At 65.4% G+C, this 16,345-nt stretch carries 15 protein-coding genes; all 15 read left to right on the top strand.

Annotated elements, in window-relative coordinates; all coding sequences use genetic code 11:
* Positions 1–204 precede the first annotated feature (204 nt).
* The 15 genes from DND132_RS14535 (at position 205) to DND132_RS14465 (ending at position 16,323) form a co-directional block, all read left to right on the top strand.
* A complete protein-coding gene (locus DND132_RS14535; protein WP_014323510.1) occupies positions 205–2,010 on the top strand; it encodes a sensor histidine kinase in 1,806 nt (601 codons plus the stop codon).
* Entirely contained in the window at positions 2,007–3,356 is a 1,350-nt protein-coding gene (locus DND132_RS14530) for a sigma-54-dependent transcriptional regulator (RefSeq protein ID WP_014323509.1), read from the top strand. The genes DND132_RS14535 and DND132_RS14530 overlap by 4 nt, the downstream gene beginning before the upstream one ends.
* A gap of 318 nt (positions 3,357–3,674) precedes the next feature.
* Entirely contained in the window at positions 3,675–4,319 is a 645-nt protein-coding gene (locus DND132_RS14525; RefSeq protein ID WP_014323508.1) for a succinate dehydrogenase/fumarate reductase transmembrane subunit, read from the top strand.
* Between the two features lie 13 nt (positions 4,320–4,332).
* The gene (locus DND132_RS14520) at positions 4,333–6,213 is read left to right on the top strand and encodes a fumarate reductase flavoprotein subunit (protein ID WP_014323507.1); all 1,881 of its coding nucleotides are present in this window, start codon (positions 4,333–4,335) and stop codon (positions 6,211–6,213) included.
* 24 nt (positions 6,214–6,237) lie between these two features.
* The gene (locus DND132_RS14515) at positions 6,238–6,978 is read left to right on the top strand and encodes a fumarate reductase iron-sulfur subunit (protein WP_014323506.1); all 741 of its coding nucleotides are present in this window, start codon (positions 6,238–6,240) and stop codon (positions 6,976–6,978) included.
* A 1-nt stretch (position 6,979) separates the two neighbouring features.
* Positions 6,980–7,819, top strand: a complete 840-nt coding sequence (locus DND132_RS14510; protein WP_014323505.1) for a fumarate hydratase — start codon at positions 6,980–6,982, stop codon at positions 7,817–7,819.
* Entirely contained in the window at positions 7,819–8,376 is a 558-nt protein-coding gene (locus tag DND132_RS14505) for a Fe-S-containing hydro-lyase (protein ID WP_014323504.1), read from the top strand. Before DND132_RS14510 ends, DND132_RS14505 begins: the two co-directional genes overlap by 1 nt.
* Before the next feature lie 27 nt (positions 8,377–8,403).
* The gene (locus DND132_RS14500) at positions 8,404–9,726 is read left to right on the top strand and encodes a malic enzyme-like NAD(P)-binding protein (protein WP_014323503.1); all 1,323 of its coding nucleotides are present in this window, start codon (positions 8,404–8,406) and stop codon (positions 9,724–9,726) included.
* Positions 9,727–9,834: 108 nt separating this feature from the next.
* Positions 9,835–11,376, top strand: coding sequence for an SLC13 family permease (locus tag DND132_RS14495; RefSeq protein ID WP_014323502.1), 1,542 nt, complete (start codon positions 9,835–9,837; stop codon positions 11,374–11,376).
* 101 nt (positions 11,377–11,477) lie between these two features.
* Positions 11,478–12,242 (top strand): cytochrome c3 family protein, encoded by a 765-nt coding sequence (locus DND132_RS14490; protein ID WP_014323501.1) that lies wholly within the window; start codon positions 11,478–11,480, stop codon positions 12,240–12,242.
* 13 nt (positions 12,243–12,255) lie between these two features.
* Positions 12,256–13,353, top strand: coding sequence for a 4Fe-4S dicluster domain-containing protein (locus DND132_RS14485; protein WP_238528175.1), 1,098 nt, complete (start codon positions 12,256–12,258; stop codon positions 13,351–13,353).
* Positions 13,350–14,300 carry an RnfABCDGE type electron transport complex subunit D gene (locus DND132_RS14480; protein ID WP_014323499.1) on the top strand — a complete coding sequence of 317 codons (951 nt, stop codon included), beginning with the start codon at positions 13,350–13,352 and terminating at the stop codon, positions 14,298–14,300. Before DND132_RS14485 ends, DND132_RS14480 begins: the two co-directional genes overlap by 4 nt.
* A 3-nt stretch (positions 14,301–14,303) precedes the next feature.
* Positions 14,304–14,879: an RnfABCDGE type electron transport complex subunit G gene (gene rnfG / locus DND132_RS14475; RefSeq protein ID WP_014323498.1), complete on the top strand. Its 576-nt coding sequence runs from the start codon at positions 14,304–14,306 to the stop codon at positions 14,877–14,879.
* A 25-nt stretch (positions 14,880–14,904) separates the two neighbouring features.
* A complete protein-coding gene (gene rsxE / locus DND132_RS14470; protein WP_014323497.1) occupies positions 14,905–15,582 on the top strand; it encodes an electron transport complex subunit RsxE in 678 nt (225 codons plus the stop codon).
* Between the two features lie 165 nt (positions 15,583–15,747).
* Positions 15,748–16,323 carry an electron transport complex protein RnfA gene (locus DND132_RS14465; RefSeq protein WP_014323496.1) on the top strand — a complete coding sequence of 192 codons (576 nt, stop codon included), beginning with the start codon at positions 15,748–15,750 and terminating at the stop codon, positions 16,321–16,323.
* Positions 16,324–16,345: the final 22 nt, after the last annotated feature.

Below are 16,345 nucleotides of genomic sequence, written 5' to 3'. Positions count from 1 at the left end.
GCCCGAAACATGCGCCTTGGTCCGCATGTCGGTATCCTATTTGCTAGGTTACGGGCATGGCTCCGCTCAATAATCGACACAAGGCAAACAATTCAGGGAAGTTGAACGCAAACGTCCCCCAGGGGGCCCGCTTTTGCCCTTGCCCCATCGGCGGATTTCCGCCTATTGCTGGGAAACGGACCGAAACAGACCCAACCCCCGCCCGTGCGGCGGGGAGCACAGGCAAAGCATGAAAGCCTTCAACGAGACGCGATTCAACACCCCGGCCGTGACGCTGGCATCTTCCTGCTCATCGGCCTGCCGTTCATCGTCGGCCTGCTGGTGCAGTACGACTACCTCCAGGACCTGGAGCAGGTATCCGACGAGCGGCTGACCCTGTACGAGATGACGCTCGATTCCGAGCTGCGCAAGTACGAGTACCTGCCCTACCTCATCTCCGAGAACGGCATGGTCACGGCCTTCCTGACCAAGGGCGGCGAGGGCGTGCCCATCAACCGCTTCCTCAAGCGGGTCAACACCATCGCCGAATCGTCGGTGGTCTACATCATCGGCACGGACGGCATCGTCAAGGCGGCCTCCAACTGGGACCGCCCCAACGCCTTCATCGGCCTGGACCTCGGCTTCCGGCCCTACTTCAAGGACGCCATGGCCGGACGCCAGGGGACCTTCTTCGGCGTGGGCATCACCCGGGGCGAGCCCGGCATCTACATCTCCCATCCCATCAAGGACAGGGACGAGGTCATCGGCGTGGCCGTGGCCAAGATCGCCCTGTCCCCCCTGGAGCACCTCTGGAAGGAGGGCGGCGAGACCCTGATCGTGACCGACTCCAACGGGGTCATCGTCCTGACCAGCCGCCCCTCATGGAAGTACATGACCCTGACCCCCCTGGACGCGGGCCTGATCCAGGAGATCCACGACCGCGAGCACTACCCCAAGTTCCAGCTCAAGCACCTGCCCTGGCACACACGGACCCGCTTCGGCTTCGTCCAGGAGACGACCATCGGCACCGAACGCTTCCTGCTGAACACCCGGGGCATCCCCGGCACGGACTGGAAGATCAGCTACCTCACCCCCCAGGGGCCCCTCTGGGAGCGGACCCTGGGCGTCTCCCTGACCACCTTCGTGGTTCTCGGCCTGGCCGTGCTGACCCGGCTCTTCCTGCGCGAGCGCCGGCAGCGCCAGATCTCCCGCCAGCAGGCCGTGGAGGCCAACCGCATCCGGGACATCAACCGCCAGCTGGCCCAGGAGGTGGAGGAGCGCAAGCGCACGGAGCACGAGCTGCGCGCGGCCCAGGAGGAGCTGGTCCAGGCGGGCAAGCTGGCCGCCCTGGGCGAGATGGCCACGGCCATCGCCCACGAGCTCAACCAGCCCATCGCGGCCACCAAGACCTACGTGGCCTCCTGCCGCCTGATGCTCAAGCGCGACAAGCTCGACGACCTCGACCCGACCCTGATCAAGGTCTCGGAGCTGGGCGACCGCATGGCCAAGGTCACGGGCCAGCTCAAGTCCTTTGCCCGGCGATCCACGGACAAGGACATCGAATTCGACCTGCGCCTGGCCATCAAGGAGGCGCTGAACCTGATGAAGCACCAGTTCCTGGTAGAGAACTGCGACCTCAAGCTGTCCATGCCCGGCCAGCCCGTGCTCATCCGGGGCGACCGCATGCGCATGGAACAGGTCCTCATCAACCTCTTCCGCAACGGCCTGGACGCCCTCCAGGAGACCGCCTCGCCGCTCATCGGCGTGCGCCTGTCCGAGGACGGCGACCGGGCGACCATCCACGTCTGGGACAACGGGCCGGGCATCGCCGAGGAGGTCGGCAAGAAGATCTTCGAGCCCTTCGTGACCACCAAGAAGGAGGGCATCGGCGTGGGCCTGGGCCTGTCCATTTCCTACAAGATCGTCAAGGACATGAAGGGCGACTTCCGGGTGGGCAACCGCGACCCGCACGGGGCGGAATTCTTCGTCATCCTGCCCCGTTCCAAGCAAAAACAAGAAGAAGAATCATGAAGAAAGTCATACTGGTGGACGACGAGCAGTCGGTCCGGGATTCGGCGCGGCAGTGGCTGGAACTCTCGGACTTCGAGGTGGCCGACTACGCGGACGCCCGCGTGGCCCTGCGCGACATCACCCCGGACTACGCGGGCATCGTCCTGACCGACGTGAAGATGCCCGGCCTGGACGGGCTGGCCTTCCAGAAAAAGATCGCGGACATCGACGAGCACATCCCGGTGGTCCTGTTCACCGGCCACGGCGACATCGCCATGGCCGTGGAGGCCATCCGGGGCGGGGCCTACGACTTCGTGGAAAAGCCCTTCGATCCCGAGCAGATACTGGAGACCATCAAGCGCGCCCTGGAAAAGCGGCGGCTGGTTCTGGAGAACCGCCAGCTCAAGATGGCCCTGTCCGAATGCGAGGGCATCGACTCGCGCCTGGTCGGCACCAGCGCGCCCATGCGCGAGCTCAAGAAGGAGATCACCCACATCGCCCCGACCAGGGCCAACGTGCTCCTGTTCGGCGAGACCGGCACGGGCAAGGAGGTCATCGCCCGGGCCATCCACAACCTCTCCCTGCTGAACAAGGGCCCGTACATGGCGCTGAACTGCGCGACCATCCCGGTGGACATGGCCGAGAGCGAGCTGTTCGGCCACGTCAGCGGGGCCTTCACCGGGGCCCAGGGCAAGCGCATCGGCAAGCTCGAGGCGGCCAACGGCGGGACCCTGTTCCTGGACGAGCTCAACTCCATGCCCCTGGACGTCCAGGGCAAGCTGCTGCGCGCCCTGGAGATGCGCGAGATCACCCCGCTTGGGGCCAACTCGCCGCGCGCGGTCAACTTCCGGCTCATCTCCGCCATGAACGAGAACCCGCGCAAGGCCATCGACGAGGGGCGGCTGCGCGAGGACCTCTACTTCCGCATCAACACCGTGGAGCTGAACGTCCCGCCCCTGCGCGAGCGCATGGACGACATCCCCCTGCTCTTCTCCTTCTTCCTGGAGCGCACGGCCGACACCTACGGCATGACCGCCGCGCCGCTCGGCCCCGAGGGGCTGCCCCTGATGATGAGCCACGACTGGCCCGGCAACGTCCGCGAGCTCAAGAGCGTGGCCGAGCGATACATCCTCTCCCCCCTGCCGCCCAAGGAGCGCATCGCCAAGATCATGGCCGCCAAGACCGGGGACACCGCGCCCCAGGCCGTCAGCCTGCGCGACCAGGTCTCCCTGTTCGAGCGCCACCTCATCCAGGAATCCCTGAACCGCAACGGCGGGGTCATCAAGGACGTCATCGACGACCTCGGCATCCCCCGCCGCACCCTGAACGAGAAGATGACCAAATACGGACTGAAACGGTCCGAATAATCATCGGCGGATTCTTGCCTACCGAATGCGCCCCATCGGCAAGAATCCGCTCATTCCCTTTCCCACGACCCATTATAGCCGTGTAATCCCGTGACTTTTTTGTCACGCGTTCTGGCATGCCTGTTGCTTTTCCGAAACCGTTGCGATCCATATCCGATGTATAGAGGAGGTTCCGTAGGAGGATCTCGGCAAGCGCATCGAACCGCGCGCGGGACGCGCCCGCCGGACCCGGTCCGGAGGGACGGGCCCCCCGCGCGGACGAGGCGATTCCAGAGGCAGGGTCTATTCGTATCAATCAAGAACAACAGGTGAAGAATGATGAAAACCTTTACGACATCCGTCCCAGGCGTATCCCTCACCGATGCCGCCCTCGACTGGCTGCAGATGCTGACGGGAGCAAGCCTGATCCTTTTCATGTGGTGTCACATGCTGCTCGTGTCCTCGGTGGTCATCTCCCCCGGCGTGATGAACGCCATCGCCCACTTCTTCGAGGCCACCTACATGGCCCAGGTGGGCGGTCCGCTGATCTTCCTGACCTTCCTGGTCCACTTCGCCCTGGCCGCGCGCAAGATCCCCTTCCGCGCCGAGGGACAGGCCACCATCGTGGCCCACGCCCGGATGCTCAAGCACCGCGACACCTGGCTGTGGGTGGTCCAGGCCGTGACCGCCATGATCATCCTGATCCTGGGCGCCATCCACATGTGGGTCGTGCTCAACGACCTGCCCATCACCGCCGCCAAGTCCGCCGCGCGCATGCAGCATTTCTGGTGGTTCCTCTTCTACATGATCCTCCTTCCCAGCGTGGAGCTTCACGTCAGCGTCGGCTTCTACCGCATCGCCGTGAAGTGGGGTTTCGTGAAATCCGAGCAGCGGAAGGGCTTCAAGCGCTTCGAGACGACCCTGTTCACCATCTTCATGGTCATCGGCGTCATCACCCTGATCCGCTTCATAACGCTGAGCTAACGAGGTGAACACCATGCAGACATACTATTCCGACCTGCTCGTCATCGGCGCCGGACTGTCCGGCGAACGCGTGGCCTGCGAGGCCGCCCAGAACGGCTTCAAAGCCACCTGCCTGTCCATCGTCCCGGCCCGGCGGTCCCACTCCTCTGCGGCCCAGGGCGGCATGCAGGCCGCCCTCGGCAACTGTGCCAAGGGCGAGGGCGACAACCCGGACGTCCATTTCATCGACACCGTCAAGGGCTCGGACTGGGGCTGCGATCAGGAGGTCGCCCGCCTGTTCGCCGACGCCGCGCCCATCGAGATGCGCCGCCTGGCCCACTGGGGCGTGCCCTGGAACCGCGTGGTCCCAGGCCAGTCCTTCTACTTCAAGGGCGGCGAGAAGTTCGAGAAATACGAGAAGGAGGAGAACGAGGGGCTGATCACCGCCCGCTCCTTCGGCGGCACTGCCAAGTGGCGCACCTGCTACACCTCGGACGGCACCGGCCACGCGGTCATGTGCACCATGGACAACCGCTGCGCCGAGCTGGGCATCGACGTCTTCGACAAGAAGGAAGCCATCTCGCTGATCCATGACGGCGACAAGTGCATGGGCGCGGTGGTCCGCGACCTGCGCAACGGCCAGCTGGAGGTACACCTGGCCAAGGCCACGGCCATCTGCACCGGCGGTTTCGGACGCATCTACAAGGCCACCACCAACGCGGTCATCTGCGACGGCGCGGGACACATCCTGGCCCACGAGACCGGCCTGGTGCCCATCGGCAACCCCGAATCCATCCAGTTCCACCCCACCGGCATCGTGCCCACCGACATCCTGGTCACCGAGGGCTGTCGAGGCGACGGCGGAACCCTGCTCGACGTCAACGAAGAGCGGTTCATGCACATCTACGAGCCGGAAAAGGCCGAGCTGGCCTCCCGCGACGTGGTCTCCCGCCGGATGACCGAGCACATGCGCGCGGGCAAGGGCGTGAAGTCCCCCTACGGCGAACACCTCTGGCTGGACATCCGCCACCTCGGCGACAAGCACATCTCCACCAAGCTGCGCGAAGTGGACGAGATCTGCCATCACTTCCTGGGCATCGACCCGCGCACCCAGCTCATCCCGGTGCGCCCCACCCAGCACTACACCATGGCCGGCATCCGGACCAACAAGGACGGCGCGGTCTACGGCCTCAAGGGCCTCTACTCCGCCGGCGAGGCGGCCTGCTGGGACATGCACGGCTTCAACCGGCTGGGCGGCAACTCCCTGGCCGAGACCGTGGTCGCGGGCGGCATCATCGGCGCCAAGATCGTCGAGTTCCTCAAGGGATACGAGACCACCTTCGACACCGCGGTCATCGAGGCCGAGGTCAAGCGCCAGCAGGAGCGCATCCACGACGTCATCCACGGCCGCAACGGCAAGCTGAACGTCTACGAGGTGCGCAACGAGATGCAGGAGGCCCTCATGAAGGGCTGCTTCGTCTTCCGCAACAAGGACGGCCTCGAAGAGTGCGTCTCCACCCTCCAGGGGACCATGGAGAAGGCCCGCAAGGTCGGCCTGGTCTCGGACGGCGTGGGCTGCAACCACGAGTTGGCCGCCGCGCTGAAGATCGAGGGCCAGGTCCGTCTGGCCATGTGCATCGCCCAGGCCGCCCTCATGCGCACCGAGTCGCGCGGTTCCCACAACCGCGAGGACTTCCCCGAGCGCAACGACAAGGAATGGCTCAACCGCACCCTGGCCTACTGGCCCATCGGCGCGGACATGCCCGACCTCAAGTACGAGGACACCACCCCGCTCTTCGAGTTGCCTCCGGGCGACCGCGGCTACGGCGGCGGCAAGATCATCCCGGCGGACGAAAAGTACGTGAAGGACCGCACCATCGCGAGCCCCGTCACCGAAATCGGCAAGAAGAAGTAACCCGGATCAAGAAAGGAATGCATCATGGGTAGACAAATCAAATTCGAGATATTCCGATATAATCCCGAGAGGAAGGGTGACGTCCCGCACATGCAGGAGTACATCCTGGACGAACACCCGAACATGACCCTGTTCATCGCCCTGAACAGGCTGCGCGAGGAGCAGGACCCGAGCCTCATCTTCGACTTCTGCTGCCGCGCGGGCATCTGCGGGGCGTGCGCCATGGTCATCAACGGCCGTCCGGGCCTGGCCTGCCAGACCAAGACCAAGGACCTGCCCGGCCACATCATCCTCCACCCCCTGCCGGTCTTCAAGCTCGTCGGCGACCTGTCCGTGGACACGGGCGTCTGGTTCCGCGAGATGTACGCCAAGACCGAGTCGTGGATCCACACCAAGAAGGTCTTCGATCCCGCCGCCCACGAAGAACGCATGGACAACGGCGTGGCCGAGCAGATCTACGAGCTTGAGCGGTGCATCGAGTGCGGCTGCTGCATCGCGGCCTGCGGCACCGCCCGCCTGCGCGACGACTTCATGGGGGCCGCCGCCCTGAACCGCATCGCCCGCTTCGTGGTCGACCCCCGCGACGAGCGGACGGACAGACAGTACTTCGAGGTCATCGGCAACGACAACGGCATCTTCGGCTGCATGGGCCTTCTCGCCTGCGAAGACGTCTGTCCCAAGGGGCTGCCCCTGCAGAACCAGCTCGGCTTCCTGCGCCGCAAGATGGGCATCACCGCAATGAAGCAGATCTTCAGGAAGAAATAACATGCGTACCATTCAGACCAGCGACATTATCGACGCCGTCGCCAGGATGTGCGTCAGCGCCAACACCGAACTGCCCGCCGACGTGCGCGCAAGACTGGAAAAGGCCATGGCAGAGGAAACCAGCCCTTCCGCCAAGGAAGTGCTCCGCCAGCTCCTGGAAAACGCGGACCTGGCCCACAACACCAAGCTGCCCCTGTGCCAGGACACCGGACTGGCCGTCTTCTTCGTGGAGGTCGGCGACGACGTGCGCATCGAGGGCGGCAACCTGCGCGAGGCCATCAACGAGGGCACGCGCAAGGGCTACAAGGAAGGGTACCTGCGCAAGTCCGCCTGCGACCCGCTGACCCGGGCCAACACCGGCGACGGCACCCCGGCCGTCATCCACTTCGACTTCGTGCCCGGCGACAAGCTCAAGATCTCCTTCATGGCCAAGGGCGGCGGCGCCGAGAACATGTCCCGCGTGACCATGCTCGCCCCGGCCCAGGGCTGGGAAGGAATCAAGAAGTTCGTGGTCAACCGCGTGGCCGAGGCCGGTCCCAACCCCTGCCCGCCCACGGTCATCGGCGTGGGCATCGGCGGGACCTTCGAGCACGCGGCCAAGATCGCCAAGCGCGGTCTGCTGCGCAAGCTCGACGACACCCATCCCGATCCGGACATCGCGGCCAAGGAAAAGGAGCTCGAGGACGCCATCAACGCCCTCGGCATCGGCCCCATGGGGCTCGGCGGCAAGACCACCGTGCTCAGCGTGAAGATCACCATGGAGCCCTGCCACCTGGCGAGCCTGCCTCTGGCCGTCAACGTGCAATGCCACTCCCAGCGGCATGAGGAGGTCATACTCTAATGGCTGAATACAAACTGAACACCCCGCTGACCGACGAGGACATCGCCCAGCTCAAGGCGGGCGACGTGGTCTTCCTGACCGGGACCATCTACTCCGCGCGCGACGCGGCCCACAAGAAGCTCGTGGACCTGCTCGACGCGGGCAAGGAGCTGCCCTTCAAGCTCGAAGGCGCGGCCATCTACTACGTCGGCCCCTCCCCGGCGCCTCCGGGCCGCCCCATCGGCGCCGCCGGTCCGACCACCAGCTACCGCATGGACTCCTACGCCCCGCGCCTCTACTCCCTGGGCCTCAAGGCGACCATCGGCAAGGGCAAGCGCGACGCCGCCACCCGGCAGGCCATGCAGGACTACACCGCCGTGTACTTCGGCGCCACGGGCGGCGCGGGCGCGCTGCTGTCCAACTCCATCGTGGCGTCCAAGGTCATCGCCTTCGACGAACTCGGTCCCGAGGCCATCCGCGAGATGACCGTCGAGGACTTCCCCCTGCTCGTCATCAACGATTCCCACGGCGGCGAACTGTACGCCGTGCCCGACCTGAAGGCCGCGGGCATCGAATAACGCACAAACCTTCAAGGAGATAACACAATGGCATTATTCACCAAACAAGAGGCCCTGGACTATCATTCCATCGGCCGCAAGGGGAAGGTCGAGGTCGTCCCGGTCAAGCCGTGCAAGACCCAGAAACATCTGTCCATGGCGTACAGCCCCGGCGTGGCCGAGGCGTGCAAGGCCATCCACGCCGATCCCGAACTGGTCTACGAATACACCGGCAAGGGCAACCTGGTCGGCGTGGTTTCCAACGGCACCGCCGTGCTCGGCCTGGGCAACATCGGGCCCCTGGCGGGCAAGCCGGTCATGGAGGGCAAGGGCGTGCTGTTCAAGGTCTTCGGCGACGTGGACGTCTACGACATCGACCTGGACGTCAGCGACCCGGACAAGCTGTGCGACATCGTCAAGGCCCTGGAGCCGACCTTCGGCGGCATCAACCTCGAAGACATCAAGGCCCCGGAATGCTTCTACATCGAAGAGAAGCTGAAAAAGGAAATGAACATCCCGGTCTTCCATGACGACCAGCACGGCACGGCCATCGTCACCTCCGCCGGCATGATGAACGCCATCGAGATCTCGGGCAAGAACGCCGCCGACATGCGCGTGGTCATCTCCGGCGCGGGCGCGGCGGCCATCGCCTGCACCAACCTGTACCGGAACATGGGCGTCAAGTTCGAGAACATCGCCATGTTCGACTCCAAGGGACACATCAACAAGCCCCGCACGGACCTGAACGAGTTCAAGCAGCAGTACGCCACCGAGAAGGAATACGCCTCCCTGGCCGAGGCCATGGTCGGCGCGGACTGCTTCCTGGGCCTGTCCAAGGGCGGCGTGGTCAGCAAGGAGATGGTCAAGTCCATGTCCGACAACTGCCCGATCATCTTCGCCTGCGCCAACCCGGACCCGGAGATCACCTACGACGACGCCAAGTCCGCCCGCCCCGACTGCATCATGGGCACCGGCCGCTCGGACTTCCCGAACCAGGTCAACAACGTGCTCGGCTTCCCGTTCATCTTCCGCGGCGCGCTCGACTGCGGCGCCACGGCCATCACCGAAGGCATGAAGCTGGCCGCCGCCCAGGCCCTGGCCGACCTGGCCAAGACCGAGGCCCCGCAATACGTCTGCGAGGCCTTCGGCGTGGACAAACTCGAGTTCGGCATCGACTACGTCATCCCCAAGGCCCTGGACCTGCGGCTCATCGAGTACGTCTCCGTGGCCGTGGCCAAGGCCGCCATGGAGGAGGGCGTGGCCCGCAAGCAACTCGACCTGGACGAATACAAGGCCTCGCTCGGCAAGCGTATCCAGGCCTCCAGCGCCCGCGTGAGCGCTTTCGTTGATACTTATCATCTTGGAATCTAAATAAATACCGGGCGGAGCGGGGTGCTCCGCCCGGCACTTTTCCTCAGCGCCGTCTGGGGTTGCGGTCCTTTCCGAGATGGAAACGTCTTACCAATTGAGGAGTGTAGAATGTCCAATCAGGCTGATTCAAACAACGGCAAGCGCATAGGGTTCTTCCTCGGACCCATCGTGCTCGTCGCGATGCTGCTCATTCCGGCCCCCGAGGGCATGAAGACAGAGGCATGGCACGTCGCGGCGGTTACCGCACTGATGGCCATCTGGTGGATCACCGAGGCGATTCCGATTCCGGCGACCTCCCTGCTGCCCATCGCCCTGTTCCCCATGCTCGGCGTCATGTCGTCCGCCGCGTCCACGGCCCCCTACGCCAACCACCTGATCTACCTGTTCATGGGCGGCTTCTTCCTGGCCGTGACCATGGAGCGCTGGAACCTGCACCGCCGTGTGGCCCTGTACACCATCAAGGCCATCGGCACGAGCCCGGCGCGCATGATCATGGGCTTCATGGTCGCCACCGGCTTCCTGTCCATGTGGGTGTCCAACACCGCCACGGCCATGATGATGGTCCCCATCGGCATGGCCGTCATCCAGCAGGCCACGGGCTACGACTCCGAGCACCTGCGTGACGGCACCACCCACGTCGGTCCCGAGTTCAACTTCGGCCGGGGCCTGATGCTCGGCATCGCCTACGCCGCGTCCATCGGCGGCGTGGCCACCATCATCGGCACCCCCCCGAACACCGTCATGGCCGGCATGGTCGAGAAGATGTTCGGCGTGCAGATCGGCTTCGGCCAGTGGATGCTCTTCGGCGTCCCGCTGGCGGTCATCACCCTGGCCTTCGCCTGGTTCCTGCTGACCAAGATCCTGTTCCCCATGGGCGGCCTGGAGTTGGCCGGCGGCGCCCAGATCATCGACGACGAAGTGAAGAAGCTCGGACCCATGTCCAGCCAGGAAAAGAAGATCGTGGTCGTGGGCTGTTTCATGGCCGCCTTCTGGCTGGCACGCGGCTTCATGGCCAAGTCCACCTTCGTCCTGGGCATCATGCCCCACTTCAAGTACGTGGGCGACGCCACCATCGGTATCCTCGGCGCCCTGATCCTGTTCGCCATCCCGGTCGACTTCAAGAAGGGCGAGTTCCTCCTGGATTGGAAGACCGCCGTGAAGATTCCCTGGGACGTCATCCTGCTCTTCGGCGGCGGCCTGGCCATCGCCAACGGCTTCGCCAAGACCGGCCTGGCCGCCTACATCGCGAGCCAGCTCGGCGGACTCGCCGGCACCAGCATGATCATCTTCGTCGGCGTCGTGGTCCTGATCACCATCTTCCTGACCGAGATCACCTCCAACACCGCCACCGCCACCCTGCTCGTGCCCATCATGGGTTCCGCGGCCATCGCCATGGGCGTGCACCCGTTCGCGACCATCGTCGGCGCCTGCGTGGCGGCCTCCTACGCCTTCATGCTCCCGGTGGCCACGCCGCCCAACGCCGTCGTCTTCGGCAGCGGATGCGTGAGCATCAAGCAGATGGCCAAGGCGGGCGTCTGGCTGAACATCTTCGGCACGATCCTGATCACCGCCTTCGTGGTCTACATCCTCCCGGCCCTGTGGGGCGTGGACCTGACCACCGTGCCCAGCTGGGCGGTCATTCCCAAGTAACGACAAGACCCTGCGGGCGGCTCCGGCCGCCCGCAGACCGCAACGGAATCAATCACCGGTAATCACCCGGAGCTGCCGCCTCATCGCGGCGGAGAGGAACGATGCGTTCAAAATCGAAAATATTTCCGGTCCTGGCGGCGACCTTAGTGCTCCTGGCCGTGGCCATCGTCGGCTATGTCCGCTCCGGCCAGACGCAGCCGATGCCCGTGCGCATCCTGTTCGAGAACAACGGGGGCAAGGTCATCTTCTCCCACCTGGTCCACCACCGGGACTACGGGATCGAATGCTCCCGCTGCCACCACGACAAGACCCAGCCCATCGTCACGCCCGAGGACGGGGCCCTGGCCTGCGGCTCCTGCCATCCCAACGACTTCGACAAGAATTTCGTGGACAATCACATGGATTCCTTCCCCAACGAGTCCTACTGCGTGCGCTGCCACCACATTGAATACGACAAGATCAACTTCGATCACGAGGTCCACAAGGACTACGCCTCGGACTGCGGCGACTGCCACCACGGCAAGGACATCGAGCCCGAGCCCCAGAAGTGCACCAACTGCCACGGGGAAAAGAGCACGAACAACCTCCTGTCCATGCGCGAGGCCGGACACAAGAGCTGCGGCCAGTGCCACGAGGACATGTTCGACAAGGGGTTGTCCAGCTGCAAGTCCTGCCACTCCCAGAAGGACATGACCGACTACAAGGGCGACTTCTCGGCCTGCAACCAGTGCCACGAGGCCGAGACCAGGGAGCTGGTCCTGCCGCGCATGAACGCCTTCCACGACCAGTGCATGTCCTGCCACGAGGAAATGGGCGCGGGCCCCTACGGCCCGGACAACTGCAAACAATGCCACATCAGCAGGTAGCCGGAACATGACCATGCAACAAACACCCTCCGCCCAGGCGGAGATGACCCTGAACCGCCACTGCCCGCTGGTCACCTGCGGCCAGGAGGTCGCGCGCGGCGAGCGCATCGCCACAGCGTCCCGGCCCGGCGCGGGCGACATCCACGCCCCCTTCGCCGGCACGGTCCGGCACGTGGATCCGTACCGCATCCGCATCGAGGGCGGCGAGGGCGGGACCGTGCCCCCGGAAGTCCTCGACGGCCTGAGCGGCCCGGAACTCCTGACCCGCCTGCGCGAACTCGGGGCCGACATCCCGGTCTGTCACCAGGTGGACACCCTGATCCTCAACGCGGTGGACGAGGAGCCGAGCCTGCACTCCCGGCGCACCCTCATGGCCGAGCGGCAGGACACCCTGCGCGCCGGGGCCGAGGCCCTGGTCCGGGGATTCGTGCCCGTGGACGTGGTCCTGGCCGTGCCCGGAGCGGTCCGGGAGAGCCTGCCCAACATGACCGTCAAGGTCGTGCCGGACCAGTATCCCCAGGGGCTCGACCCCCTGGTGGCCAAGGCCGTGACCGGCATCGAGGCCCCGGACAACACCCTGGTCATCGGCCTGGAGACCGTGTTCCACGCGGGCCTGGTCATGGAGACCGGCCTGCCGGTCATGGAGACCATGGTCACCGTGGGCAACGCGGCCCGGCTCATGGACCTGGGCACCCCGGTGGGCGAGATCCTGACCACCGATGGCGAGACCCTCCGCGACGGCGACCGCATCGTCCTGGGCGGCGTGCTCCGGGGCACGGCCGCGTCCTCGCCCGGCCAGGGCGTGGACCGCGCGACCACCTGCGTCGGCCTGGTGCGCAACCCGGCGCCGGTGGTGGTGGATGCCGCCTGCGTGGGGTGCGGGGAGTGCGTGCGGCGGTGTCCGGCGCGGCTGGATCCGGCCATGATCACCAGCTATGCCGAGTTCGGGCGGTACGACAAGGCCGAGGCCGAGGGTGTGGACGTCTGCTTCGAGTGCGGCCTGTGCGGCTATTTCTGCATCGCCCACCGCCCCATGCTTCAATACATCCGGCTCGCCAAGAGCGAATTGGCGAAGGCCAAAGCCCAGTCCGGGGAGGTACCCCTGCCGTGAAGCCCCTCAACCCCTTTGCCCTGACCGTCTCGGTCCCGCCCCACCGCCACTGCGGCACCACCGTGCGGGACCGGATGCTGACCATCCTGGTGGCCATGCTGCCCGCCGCCGTCATGGCGACCATGACCTTCGGCATGCCCGCCGTGCGCGTCATGGCCCTGTCCATGGCCGCCGCCGTGCTGGCCGAGATGGCCTGCGACTACTTCATGGACCGGGAGACCGAGGTCCACGACTTCCACGCCTTCACCGTGGGGCTGTCCTTCGCCTTCCTGCTGCCCGCATCGGCCCCGTGGTGGCTGGTGACCTTCGGCAGCGCGGCCTCCATCGTGCTCGGCAAGATGGCCTTCGGCCCGCTGGGCGGCAGCCCGTTCTGCGCCCCGCTCATCGGCTGGGCCATCTGCCGCATCTCCTGGCCCGCCTTCATGGACATCAACGCCTCCATGCTCGGCACGGACCTGACCTATCCCCTGGCCCAGCTCAAGGACTTCGGCCTGGACGCGGTCCAGATCACCGACACCCGCCAGCTCTTCCTGGGCAAGCAGCTCGGCGGCCTGGGCGCGGTCCAGATCGCGGGCGTGGTCCTCGGCGGCATGCTCCTGGTCATGCGCAGGCACGTCTCGTCCATCATCCCGGTGGGGGTCATCGGCGGGGTCGCCCTGACCGCCTTCCTGTTCCACTGGCTCGACCCGTCCATCTACGCCTCCCCGGCCTTCCATCTGCTGACCGGGTCCACCCTGTTCGGGGCCTTCTTCCTGGCCACGGACGGGCCGTCCTCCCCCAACCGGCAGATCCCCATGCTCCTCTTCGGGCTGCTGACCGGAGCCCTGATCATCATCATCCGGACCTGGGGGGCCTACGCGGACGGCGTGCCCTTCGCCATCCTGCTGGCCAACCTGTTCACCCCGGTCCTGGAACGCATCCGGCCCAAGCCGTTCGGAAGGAGGTAGGCCATGAAGGAAATGATCAAGATGATGATCGTCCTGTCGCTCATCTGCGGCATCGCGGGCATCACCCTGGCCGCGCTCAGGCAGGTCACGGCCCCGATCATCGAGGAGCAGGTCCTGACCTATGTCCAGGCCCCGGCCATCGAGTCGGTCCTGGCCGGGTACGACAACAACCCGATCAAGGACCGCAGGAAGTTCGAGGTGGACGGCCGCACCGTGATCGTGTTCCCGGCCCTCAAGAACGGCGCGCTCGTGGGCGTGGCCTTCGAGACCTCGGGCAAGGGCTACGGCGGCGACATCGGCGTCATGGTCGGCTTCGACGTGCACGCCATGGCCCTGACCGGCATCGGCATCACCACCCTCAAGGAGACCCCCGGCGTGGGCGCGCGCGTGGCCGAGCACGGCTACACCACCCAGTTCCGGGGCCATTCACTGGAACACATGGACCTCAAGAAGAACGGCGGCGACATCCAGGCCGTGGCCGGGGCGACCATCTCGTCCACCGGCACCGTGGCCGCCGTGCGCGACGCCATCGCCATCTTCAACGCCCTGAAAGGCAAGCTCGCCGCGGGCTGGTCCTAGACCGCCGCAGCGCATGGAGCCGACAATGAACAGCAGATTGTGGAAGGAATTCTCGAAAGGGCTGTGGACGGACCTGCCGCCGTTCAAGCTGGTCCTGGGGCTCTGCCCGACCCTGGCCGTGACCAACACGGCGAGCAACGGGCTCGGCATGGGCGTAGCCGTCATCTTCGTCCTGGCCCTGTCCAACATGCTGGTCTCCCTGCTCAGCCGGTTCATCCCGTCCAAGGTGCGCATCGCCTGCTTCATCGTGGTCGCGGCCTCCCTGGTGGTCGCCGTGGAGCTGCTCATGCAGGCCTTCGCCTATCCGCTCTACCAGCGGCTGGGCATCTTCGTGCCGCTCATCGTGGTCAACTGCATCATCCTGGGGAGGGCCGAGGCCTTCGCCTCCAAGAATCCCGTGCTCCCGTCCCTGGCCGACGGCCTGGGCATGGGCGTGGGCTACACCCTGTCCCTGACCTTTCTCGGGGCCCTGCGCGAGCTGCTCGGCACGGGCATGATCTTCGGGGTCAACGTGGCCTGGGAGGGCTTTCAGCCCATCGGCATCATGGTCAAGGCGCCGGGCGCCTTCGTCACGCTCGGCATCCTCCTGTGCATCATGACCTTCGTGGAGAACGTCCGGCGCAGGCGAAAGGGGCTGGCGGCCGTCCAGGCCCCGACCCACGACTGCGGCGCATGCGGCGGCTGCGGCCACAAGAACTGCTGACGAGTATCCAAAAAATCAAAATTGGAGGCTGTTCAAAAATGGTGAGATGCTAGGCGCGAAAAAAGTTCAAGGCCGAAGCGTACTTCCGGTACGCGAGGGTTTGGACTTTTTGAAGCAACGACGCAGATCGCCGTTTTTCAACAGCCGCGGATCAAGGAAACGATAATGCAGGAATACTTCCTTCTCTTCATCGGGGCGATGTTCGTCAACAACATCGTCCTGGCCCAGTACCTGGGCAACTGCCCGTTCATCGGCACCTCCAGGGACACGGGCGTGGCCGTCGGCATGGGCGGGGCCGTGGTCTTCGTGGCCGTCATGGCCGCGGCCATCACCTGGCTGGTCCAGGAGTACGTCCTGGCCCCCTTCGGCCTGGACTTCCTCCAGACGCTCGCCTTCATCCTGGTCATCGCCGCCCTGGTCCAGTTCGTGGAGATGTTCCTCAAGAAGGTCGTCCCGCCGCTGTACAAGTCCCTGGGCATCTTCCTGCCGCTGATCACCACCAACTGCGCGGTCATGGGCATCGCGCTCATCTGCCAGCGCGAGGAGTTCGGCTTCGTCAAGACGGTCCTGTTCGCCTTCGCCTCGGGGTTGGGCTTCATGCTCGCCCTGGTCCTGCTGGCGGGCATCCGCGAGAGGCTGGCCGTGCGGCGGCTGCCCATGGCCATGCGCGGCACGCCCATCGGGCTGATCATGGCCGGGCTCATGTCCCTGGCCTTCTTCGCCTTCAAGGGCATGATCTAACGGACAAGCACGGGACGACATC

The sequence above is a fragment of the Pseudodesulfovibrio mercurii genome, assembly GCF_000189295.2.
GTDB lineage: Bacteria > Desulfobacterota > Desulfovibrionia > Desulfovibrionales > Desulfovibrionaceae > Pseudodesulfovibrio > Pseudodesulfovibrio mercurii.
The sequence above is the reverse complement of the archived record's forward strand: the minus strand, read 5'-3'. Positions and strand labels throughout refer to the sequence as shown.

Coding starts and splice junctions, on each gene's coding strand:
- DND132_RS14530 (WP_014323509.1), top strand. CDS start 2,007: ATGAAGAAAGTCATACTGGTGGACGACGAGCAGTCGGTCCGGGATTCG.
- DND132_RS14525 (WP_014323508.1), top strand. CDS start 3,675: ATGAAAACCTTTACGACATCCGTCCCAGGCGTATCCCTCACCGATGCC.
- DND132_RS14520 (WP_014323507.1), top strand. CDS start 4,333: ATGCAGACATACTATTCCGACCTGCTCGTCATCGGCGCCGGACTGTCC.
- DND132_RS14515 (WP_014323506.1), top strand. CDS start 6,238: ATGGGTAGACAAATCAAATTCGAGATATTCCGATATAATCCCGAGAGG.
- DND132_RS14510 (WP_014323505.1), top strand. CDS start 6,980: ATGCGTACCATTCAGACCAGCGACATTATCGACGCCGTCGCCAGGATG.
- DND132_RS14505 (WP_014323504.1), top strand. CDS start 7,819: ATGGCTGAATACAAACTGAACACCCCGCTGACCGACGAGGACATCGCC.
- DND132_RS14500 (WP_014323503.1), top strand. CDS start 8,404: ATGGCATTATTCACCAAACAAGAGGCCCTGGACTATCATTCCATCGGC.
- DND132_RS14495 (WP_014323502.1), top strand. CDS start 9,835: ATGTCCAATCAGGCTGATTCAAACAACGGCAAGCGCATAGGGTTCTTC.
- DND132_RS14490 (WP_014323501.1), top strand. CDS start 11,478: ATGCGTTCAAAATCGAAAATATTTCCGGTCCTGGCGGCGACCTTAGTG.
- DND132_RS14485 (WP_238528175.1), top strand. CDS start 12,256: ATGCAACAAACACCCTCCGCCCAGGCGGAGATGACCCTGAACCGCCAC.
- rnfG (WP_014323498.1), top strand. CDS start 14,304: ATGAAGGAAATGATCAAGATGATGATCGTCCTGTCGCTCATCTGCGGC.
- rsxE (WP_014323497.1), top strand. CDS start 14,905: ATGAACAGCAGATTGTGGAAGGAATTCTCGAAAGGGCTGTGGACGGAC.
- DND132_RS14465 (WP_014323496.1), top strand. CDS start 15,748: ATGCAGGAATACTTCCTTCTCTTCATCGGGGCGATGTTCGTCAACAAC.